10 protein-coding genes are annotated in these 8,023 nt (G+C 66.7%); 3 read left to right on the top strand and 7 right to left on the bottom strand.

All coding sequences use genetic code 11. The features are described from left to right. The first annotated feature begins 156 nt into the window (after positions 1-156). The 3 genes from B7G52_RS14335 to B7G52_RS14345 are packed head-to-tail and all read left to right on the top strand — an operon-like array spanning position 157 to position 1,319. On the top strand, positions 157-462 hold the full coding sequence (locus B7G52_RS14335; RefSeq protein WP_096698234.1) for a YqjD family protein: 306 nt from the start codon (positions 157-159) through the stop codon (positions 460-462). A gap of 46 nt (positions 463-508) precedes the next feature. Next, complete coding sequence (locus B7G52_RS14340; protein ID WP_096698235.1) at positions 509-952, top strand: phage holin family protein; 444 nt, start codon at positions 509-511, stop codon at positions 950-952. After that, positions 945-1,319, top strand: coding sequence for a DUF3318 domain-containing protein (locus tag B7G52_RS14345; protein ID WP_096698236.1), 375 nt, complete (start codon positions 945-947; stop codon positions 1,317-1,319). Before B7G52_RS14340 ends, B7G52_RS14345 begins: the two co-directional genes overlap by 8 nt. A 127-nt stretch (positions 1,320-1,446) precedes the next feature. Here B7G52_RS14345 and panC read toward each other — a convergent pair whose 3' ends face one another. From panC to panD, 7 genes are all read right to left on the bottom strand, one after another. Then, on the bottom strand, positions 1,447-2,298 hold the full coding sequence (gene panC / locus B7G52_RS14350; protein ID WP_096698237.1) for a pantoate--beta-alanine ligase: 852 nt from the start codon (positions 2,296-2,298) through the stop codon (positions 1,447-1,449). Positions 2,299-2,362: 64 nt separating this feature from the next. Then, entirely contained in the window at positions 2,363-3,235 is an 873-nt protein-coding gene (panB, locus tag B7G52_RS14355) for a 3-methyl-2-oxobutanoate hydroxymethyltransferase (protein WP_096698238.1), read from the bottom strand. Next, positions 3,232-4,248, bottom strand: a complete 1,017-nt coding sequence (bioB, locus tag B7G52_RS14360) for a biotin synthase BioB (protein WP_096698239.1) — start codon at positions 4,246-4,248, stop codon at positions 3,232-3,234. Before bioB ends, panB begins: the two co-directional genes overlap by 4 nt. Positions 4,249-4,326: 78 nt before the next feature. Then, entirely contained in the window at positions 4,327-5,559 is a 1,233-nt protein-coding gene (bioF, locus tag B7G52_RS14365) for an 8-amino-7-oxononanoate synthase (RefSeq protein WP_170954774.1), read from the bottom strand. Continuing rightward, a complete protein-coding gene (gene bioD, locus B7G52_RS14370; protein WP_096698240.1) occupies positions 5,538-6,236 on the bottom strand; it encodes a dethiobiotin synthase in 699 nt (232 codons plus the stop codon). The genes bioF and bioD overlap by 22 nt, the downstream gene beginning before the upstream one ends. Continuing rightward, positions 6,229-7,566, bottom strand: a complete 1,338-nt coding sequence (bioA, locus tag B7G52_RS14375) for an adenosylmethionine--8-amino-7-oxononanoate transaminase (protein WP_096698241.1) — start codon at positions 7,564-7,566, stop codon at positions 6,229-6,231. The genes bioD and bioA overlap by 8 nt, the downstream gene beginning before the upstream one ends. A 29-nt stretch (positions 7,567-7,595) precedes the next feature. Continuing rightward, positions 7,596-7,976, bottom strand: coding sequence for an aspartate 1-decarboxylase (gene panD, locus B7G52_RS14380; protein WP_096698242.1), 381 nt, complete (start codon positions 7,974-7,976; stop codon positions 7,596-7,598). Between the last annotated feature and the right edge of the window lie 47 nt (positions 7,977-8,023).

The following is an 8,023-nucleotide window of genomic DNA, read 5'->3' on the forward strand; positions in this document are numbered from 1 at the left end:
AGGGGGCTGCCGGATTTTTGCAGTCCGCATTATTGCGGTGAATCAAGGCCCGCGCAGGTTTCAATTCGCCCGCGGCCTGCGGCTTTCGGATGGGACTAAACTGGTCCCGGGCTCACGCGATGCCTGATTCTTTACCACCGCACTTGGGAGCATGCCATGGACAACACCAGCAAAGACAAACTGATCACCGACATGAAGGTGGTCCTCACCGACGTGGAGGACCTGCTCAAGGCCGCCACGGCCGCCACCGGCGAGACGGCGGCCGCGCTGCGTGAAAAGGCTGCGGGCAAGCTCAAGCTCGCCACCGAAAAACTGACCGGCCTGCAGGAGGCGGCGCTGCTCAAGGGCAAGGAGGCGGCCAAGGTCACGGACGAGTATGTCCATGCCCATCCGTGGAAGGCTGTCGGGATTGCCGCAGCGGCTGGTTTCCTGATCGGCTTGCTGATCAACCGCAGGTCATGATTGCCATGACGGGAAGCACCGGCGAGCCGGTGTGCCTGTTGTTGCCATGAGCACCCCCTCTCACGACCACCCGGACGGCGGCCAGCCGCCGCGCCTGTTCGCATCGCTGCGCCAGCTGGGCCTGACGGCGCTGTCCATGGCGCACACGCGCGTGGCGCTGGCAGGCGTCGAGCTCGAGGAAGAGTTGCAGCGGCTGATCGGCCTGCTGCTGAGCCTGCTGGGCCTGCTCGTGTTCGGTCTGGTCGGCGTCCTGATGTTCACCTTGATGGTGGTGCTGGCCGTCGATCCTGCGCAGCGTGTCGCGGTGCTGGCTTTCTTTACGGCGGTGTACCTGGGGCTGGGCGGCTGGTTCTGGTGGCGCGTGCAGCGCACGCTGGCCACGCGGCCGCCTTTTCTGCAGGCCACCTTGGCCGAAATGGCGCACGACCGCGATGCCCTGCAGGCCGCCTCGGTCAGCGCCATGCCGCACGACGGGGACCGCCATGGATAACGCCACCAGCCAGAACCAGCGGGCGCTGAGAAAGCAGCTGTTGTTGATGCGCTCGGCGACGGAGCGCGCCGAACTGGTCCAGGCCCTCGGTGCGGCGCGGCAGTCGGTGACGATGCTTAGAAGCGGTGTCCCGGGACTGGCCCTAGTCAAAGGCTTGCCGTTCGCGCTGGGTCTGCTCAGGCGGGCGCCCCTGCTCACCCCGGTGTTATCGCTGGTGCTGGCCGGCGCGCGCCGGCCTCTGCTGCGTTACGCCTTGCTTGGTGCGGGTTCGGCCCTGCTGGTGTGGAAGGCTTACCAGTGGCTGGCGGACCAGCGCCAGCCGGCGACCGGGTTGGCTGACGAGGGCGACCCGCCACCTGCCCCCTGATCTTGCGGTTGCGCGGCAGCGTCCGCGTTCAACTGGCTTCTGATTGCTCCTGAATAGATAGCTGCTTGCGCCCGTATCTATTGGGCTGGAGGCATTTTTCTCTTAAAAGAAGCGAACTGGCCTCAACTCAGATTTCCAGGTTGTCAATCAGCCGCGTGGTGCCCAGCCTGGCCGCGCCCAGCACCACCAGCGCTTGCGCTGCCGCGCTGCCCACGGGGGGCGGCAGCAGGTCGGCGCGGCGGCGCACGGTCAGGTAGTCGGGTGCCCAGCCTCGGGCGGTCAGCGCCTGCATGGCCTGGGCTTCCAGGGCATCGAGCTTGTCCAGCCCCTGCGCCCTGGCGGCTTCGCCCAGCACCTTCAATGCCATGGACAGGTGCACGGCTTCGGCACGCTCCTGGACATTGAGGTAACCGTTGCGCGAGGACAGCGCCAGGCCGTCCGCAGCGCGCAGGGTCTCGCCGGGGACGATGGTTATCGGCAGGGCAAACTGCTGCACCATGCGCCGGATGATCATGACCTGCTGGTAGTCCTTCTTGCCGAACAGCGCGGTGCCCTCGGGCTTGCCGGCGAACACGCAGGAAAAAAGTTTCATCACCACGGTGCTGACGCCGATGAAAAAACCGGGGCGGAAATGCCCTTCGAGGATGTCGGCCAGTTCGGCCGGCGGGTGCACCTTGTAGGTCTGCGGCTCGGGGTAGAGATCGGTTTCCCGCGGCGCGAACAGCACATCGCAGCCGGCGGCCTGCAGCTTTTTGCAGTCGGCCTCCCAGGTGCGGGGATAGGTGTCGAAATCTTCGTTCGGCGCGAACTGCAGGCGGTTCACAAAAATGCTGGCCACCGTCACGTCGCCCAGCGGTTTGGCCCGGTTGACCAGCGCGATGTGGCCGTCGTGCAGGTTGCCCATGGTGGCCACGAAGGCGGGGTGCTGGAAGGGGCTCAGTTGGGCGCGCAGGTCGGGGATGGTGTGAACGATTTTCATGCGGTGCGAACAGGAGTCGGGGCGTAAAGGCCGGAGCCGGAGGGGCGGATATGCCGTGTCGGGTTCACCAGGCGTGCAGTGCATCAACCGGAAAGCGCTGCTGCTTGACCGCCTGCACATAGGCCTGCATGGCGCCCTGCACGCTGTGCGCTTCGGCCATGAAGTTGTGCACGAACTTCGGCATTTTTCCCAGGTTCATGCCCAGCATGTCGTGCAGTACCAGCACCTGGCCGGCGGTGCCCACGCCGGCGCCTATGCCTATGGTGGCGCAACGTGTGAGTTCTTTGGTCAGCGCCGCCGACAGCGCGGCCGGCACCATTTCGAGCACCAGCATGGACGCCCCCGCATCCTGCAACGCATGGGCCTGGCGGGTCAGGGTGGCGGCGGCTTCGTCGCCCCGGCCCTGTACGCGGTAGCCGCCCAGGGCATGCACGGTTTGCGGCGTCAGGCCCAGGTGGGCGCAGACCGGAATGCCGCGCTCGACCAGGAAATGCACAGTCTCGGTGGTCCAGCCGCCGCCCTCGAGCTTGACCATGTGGGCGCCCGCCTGCATCAGCACCACGGCGCTGCGCAGCGCCTGCTCTTTCGATTCGTGGTAGCTGCCAAAGGGCAGGTCGCCGATCAGCCAGGCAGTGGCCTGGGCGCGGCGCAGGCCGCGGGCTACCCCTTCGGTGTGGTGGCGCATGGTTTCCAGCGTTACACCCACGGTGCTGCTCAGGCCCTGGCAGACCATCCCCAGCGAATCGCCGACCAGGATGCACTCGACGCCGGCCGCGTCGGCCACGGCGGCAAAGGTGGCGTCGTAGGCGGTCAGCATGGTGATTTTTTCGCCCTGTGCATGCATCTCGCGCAGGCGCGGCAGGCTGATGGGCTTGCGCATCGCCGGAGGTGCTGCGGCGGGCAGCGTACCGTAGGGGCTGGCCGACGGTTGTGTCATGGCTGTGCTTCGGGGGCTGAACGCGTCATGCCGAGTCGCTCCAGCAAGGCCACATCGGCACCGGTGTCCGGGTTGCCGGTGGTCAGCAGCTTGTCGCCATAAAAGATGGAGTTGGCGCCGGCCAGGAAACACAGGGCCTGCACCGCGTCACCCATTTGCTGGCGGCCGGCTGACAGGCGCACGCGGGCCTTCGGCATGGTGATGCGTGCGACCGCGATAGTGCGCACGAATTCAAACGGGTCCAGATCGGCCTGATCCGCCAGCGGGGTGCCTTCCACCTTGACCAGGTTGTTGATGGGCACCGATTCGGGGTAGGGCGTCAGATTCGCCAGCTCGGCGACTAGGCCGGCGCGCTGGCGCCGGGTTTCGCCCATGCCGACGATGCCGCCGCAGCAGACCTTGACGCCCGCGCTGCGCACGCGCGCCAGGGTGTCGAGCCGGTCCTGGTAATCGCGCGTGGTGATGATGTCGCCATAGAAGTCGGGCGCGCTGTCGAGGTTGTGGTTGTAGTAATCGAGCCCGGCGCTTTGCAGCGTTTCGGCGTGGCCGTCTTCCAGCATGCCCAGCGTGGCGCAGGTTTCCAGTCCGAGGGCCTTGACCGTGCGCACCAGCTCGGCGACTTTTTCAATGTCGCGGTCTTTCGGCGCGCGCCAGGCCGCGCCCATGCAAAAGCGCGTGGCGCCGGCGTCCTTGGCGCGCTGCGCGGCCAGCCGCACTTCATCCGGCTCCATCAATTTGGTCGCTTCCACGCCGGTGTCAAAGCGGGCGGCTTGCGGGCAGTAGCCGCAGTCTTCCGCGCAGCCGCCGGTCTTGACCGACAGCAGCGTGGCAAATTCAACCCGCGTCGGGTCAAAGTGCGCGCGGTGCACGGTTTGCGCCTGGTGCATCAATTCCGGGAAGGGCAGGTTGAACAGGGCTTCAATGGCGTCGACCGACCAGCGCGCGGCGGGGCTGGCCGGCGCGGCTTGGCGCGGGCGGTGCAGGGTGACGGTTTGTTCTAAAACGCTGGACATTGGGTGGTTCCTTAAGCGATACAGGTCATGCATCTATTTTTTTCGGGATTTTGCGGCAGTTTCAATTTGATTTGAAGTCTAGCCGAAGGCGGTTGCCGGCCGGCATGCGGCGGCCAGTTCGCTCAGGGCATGGACCAACTGGTCGATATCGGCTTCGGTGTGGGCCGCCGACAGGGCGATGCGCAGGCGCGCCGTGCCCTCGGGCACAGTCGGTGGTCGGATCGCGGGTACCCACAGGCCGCGCTCGCGCAGGCCTTCCATCACCGCCAGCGCCTCGTCGTTGCGGCCAATCACCAGCGGCTGGATGGCTGTCTGCGACTCGCCGAGCTGCCAGTGGCTGCCGCGCAGGCCCGTGGCCAGGCCCTGGCGCAGACGTTTGATGAGTTGCTGCAGGTGGTCGCGCCGCCACTCGTCGTGTTCGATCAGCTGCAGGCTGGCACACAGGGCGCTGGCCAGCAGCGCGGGTGCGGCCGTGGCATAAATATAGCTGCGGGTTTTTTGCAGCAACCACTCCACAATGGCAGCGCTGCCGGCCACAAAAGCACCGGCGACGCCGGCCGCCTTGCCCAGGGTGGCCATGTAGAGCACGCGCGGCGACGCGCACGCGCCGGTCAGTGCAAAGTGGGCCAGGCAGCCGCGCCCCTGCGGCCCCAGCACACCAAAACCGTGCGCGTCGTCCAGCAGCAGCAGCGCATCATGGCGCTCGCACAGTGCCAGCAGGGCCGGTACGTCGGCCAGGTCGCCATCCATGCTGAACACCGTGTCGCTGATGACCAGTTTGCGCTGCGCCGGGCTTCGCGCCAGCGCCGCCTCGAGTGCACCCAGGTCGGCGTGGGCGTAGCGGTGAATCTGCGCGCGCGATAGCCGCGCACCGTCAATCAGGCAGGCATGGTTGAGCTTGTCTGAAAAGATCGCATCGCCGCTACCCACCAGCGCTGGAATGATGCCGATGTTGGCGGCGTAACCCGCGTAAAAATAAAGTGCACGCGGCAAGCCGGTGAAACCGGCTAGCGCCTGTTCCAGCGCGTCGTTCGCCGCGCTGTGGCCGCTGACCAGCGGTGAGGCTGTTGCACCCACGCCGAAGCTGCGTGCGCCCATGCAGGCCGCCTCGATCAGCGCCGGGTGATGGGCCAGGCCCAGGTAGTCGTTGCTGCAAAATGCCAGCATGCGCTGCCCGTCAACCTGCAGCCGGGCGCCGCTTTCGGGCAGCACCACACGCCGCTGGCGACGCAGGTGCGCACGGTCCAGCTCGGCAATGCGCGCCGGAAATTCATCCAGCCAGGAGCTGGTCAGCGAAGGGTTTGTTGCCATGTCGGGGGGAGTTTGATGGTCAAGGTTCGGGCATCCGGCGCGTTCTGGTGCGCCACATTCGCCAGCAGCGGCGCACCCAGCCGCCGCTGCAAAAAATCGATGTTGTCGTCTTGCGCCAGCATGGCCGGATCGACATGGTTGGCGACCCAGCCCGCCAGGCTCAGGCCGCGCGCGCGGATCGCCTCCAGCGTCAGCAGCGCGTGGTTCAGGCAGCCCAGGCGCAAACCCACCACCAGCACCACCGGCAGACCCAGTGCCTGCGCCAGGTCGGCGCCGGTCTCCAGCGGCGAGAGCGGCACCAGAAAGCCGCCGGCGCCTTCGACCACCACGGCGTCGGCCAGTTGCGCCAGCTGGCGATGGCAGGCGACGATGTGGGCGATGTCAATACGCAGGCCAGCGCGCGCAGCGGCGATATGCGGCGACACCGCGTCGGGCAGCAGCACCGGGTTGTCCAGTGCCGGGGGCACGCTGAAAGTGGAGGCGGCGCGCAGCGCAAGCACATCGTCGTTGGCTTCGATGCCCTGGACCAGCGTGGTGCCCGCCGCCACGGGTTTCATGCCGACAACGCGGGCGTGGTGCTGGGCCAGCGCATGCAGCAGTGCCGCGCTGACCAGGGTTTTACCGACCCCGGTGTCGGTACCGGTCACAAAACAGGAGATGGCGTGACGCTCAGCCATGGTGGCTTGCCTCTTCGGCCAGCGTAGCCTGCAGTGCGGCCAGCGCGCCGCGGGCCAGATGCGCGCTGCTTTCTTCGTCCATCACATAGGGCGGCATGGCGTAAATGGTGTTGCCGATGGGGCGCAGCAGCACGCCGTGCGCCATCGCGTGCTGGTGGTAGCGCTGCGCAAAATGCGGCAGCACGGTGTCCACGTCCCAGGCCCAGATCATGCCCAGCCGGCGCGCATGCCGGATGCGCGCATGGCCGGTCAAGGACGCGAAAGCCTGGTCCAGTGTCTGGGCCAGCACGACGTTGTGTGCCAGCACATCGTTCCGGGAAAACAGCGCCAGCGTTGCCAGCGCGGCCCGGCAGGCCAGCGGGTTGCCGGTGTACGAGTGGGAATGCAGAAAGCCGCGTGCCACCTCGTCGTCGTAAAAAGCCTCGTACACGGTGTCGGTGGTGAGGACCGCCGACAAGGGCAGGGTGCCGCCGGTCAACCCTTTCGACAGGCAAATAAAGTCGGGCCGGATGCCGGCTTGCTGGTGCGCGAACATCGTGCCGGTGCGGCCGAAGCCGGTGGCGATTTCGTCGACGACCAGATGCACCTCGTAGTGATCACACAGCGCGCGGACCCGGCGCAGGTAGCCGGCATCGTGCATGGCCATGCCGGCCGCGCATTGCACCAGGGGCTCGACGATCAGGGCAGCGGTTTCGTGGTGGTGCTCGGCCAGCCAGGCTTGCAGCGCGTTGGCGGCGCGTTGCGCCACATCGGCAGCGTTCTCACCGGGCAGCGCCGTTCGGGCATCGGGGCTGGGCACGGTCGCGGCCAGCCGCACCAGCGGCGCGTAGGCTTCCCGGAAAATGGCAATATCGGTCACGGCCAGCGCGCCCACGGTTTCGCCGTGGTAGCCGCCGGCCAGGCCCACAAAGCGGCACTTGCCGGGCCGCCCGGTGTTGCGCCAGTAGTGGGCGCTCATCTTCAGCGCAATCTCGGTGGCCGAGGCGCCGTCGCTGCCGTAAAAAGCATGACCCAGGCCCGTCAGCGCGGCCAGCTGTTCGGACAGCTCCACCACCGGCTGGTGGGTGAAACCGGCCAGCATCACGTGGTCAAGCCGGCCCAGCTGGTCCACCAGCGCTGCCCGGATCGCCGGATGGTTGTGGCCGAACAGGTTGACCCACCACGAACTGATGCCGTCGAGGTAGCGATTGCCTTCGAAGTCATACAGCCACACGCCCTCGGCGTGCGACACGGGCACCAGCGGCACGGCCTGCGACGCGTGTTGCTTCATCTGCGTGCACGGGTGCCACACATGCCGCAGGCTGCGCTCGCTCATCGACTGGTTGTTCATGGAAGCTCCGGAATGGTCGGTGGGCAGGTTCAGCGGACCTGCACCGCAATCGTCGAGCGTTCTTCCTTGATGCGGTTGGTGTCGTCGACAAACACCAGCCTGGGCTGGAAGCCGGCGACCTGGTCCGCCGGCAACTGGCCAAAGGCCGCAATGATGATGAGGTCGCCGACCGCCGCGTGGCGGGCCGCCGAACCATTGACCGAGATGGTGCCGCTGCCGCGCTGGGCGCGTATCGCATAGGTTACAAAACGCGCGCCGTTGTTGATGTTCCAGATGTGGATCTGCTCGAACTCGGCGATGCCGGAAGCTTCCAGCAGATCGTCGTCGATGGCGCAGGAACCTTCGTAGTGCAGTTCGCACTGGGTCACGGTGGCACGGTGGATTTTTCCGGCAAGAAGGGTACGTTGCATGGTGTCTCGGGCCGTCAGGGCGTGGGTGAAAGGGTGGGTTTGGGGAG

This window comes from Polaromonas sp. AER18D-145, from assembly GCF_002379095.1.
Lineage (GTDB): Bacteria > Pseudomonadota > Gammaproteobacteria > Burkholderiales > Burkholderiaceae_C > Polaromonas.

Coding starts and splice junctions, on each gene's coding strand:
- panB (WP_096698238.1), bottom strand. CDS start 3,235: ATGACACAACCGTCGGCCAGCCCCTACGGTACGCTGCCCGCCGCAGCA.
- B7G52_RS14335 (WP_096698234.1), top strand. CDS start 157: ATGGACAACACCAGCAAAGACAAACTGATCACCGACATGAAGGTGGTC.
- bioD (WP_096698240.1), bottom strand. CDS start 6,236: ATGGCTGAGCGTCACGCCATCTCCTGTTTTGTGACCGGTACCGACACC.
- panC (WP_096698237.1), bottom strand. CDS start 2,298: ATGAAAATCGTTCACACCATCCCCGACCTGCGCGCCCAACTGAGCCCC.
- B7G52_RS14345 (WP_096698236.1), top strand. CDS start 945: ATGGATAACGCCACCAGCCAGAACCAGCGGGCGCTGAGAAAGCAGCTG.
- bioA (WP_096698241.1), bottom strand. CDS start 7,566: ATGAACAACCAGTCGATGAGCGAGCGCAGCCTGCGGCATGTGTGGCAC.
- bioF (WP_170954774.1), bottom strand. CDS start 5,559: ATGGCAACAAACCCTTCGCTGACCAGCTCCTGGCTGGATGAATTTCCG.
- panD (WP_096698242.1), bottom strand. CDS start 7,976: ATGCAACGTACCCTTCTTGCCGGAAAAATCCACCGTGCCACCGTGACC.
- B7G52_RS14340 (WP_096698235.1), top strand. CDS start 509: ATGAGCACCCCCTCTCACGACCACCCGGACGGCGGCCAGCCGCCGCGC.
- bioB (WP_096698239.1), bottom strand. CDS start 4,248: ATGTCCAGCGTTTTAGAACAAACCGTCACCCTGCACCGCCCGCGCCAA.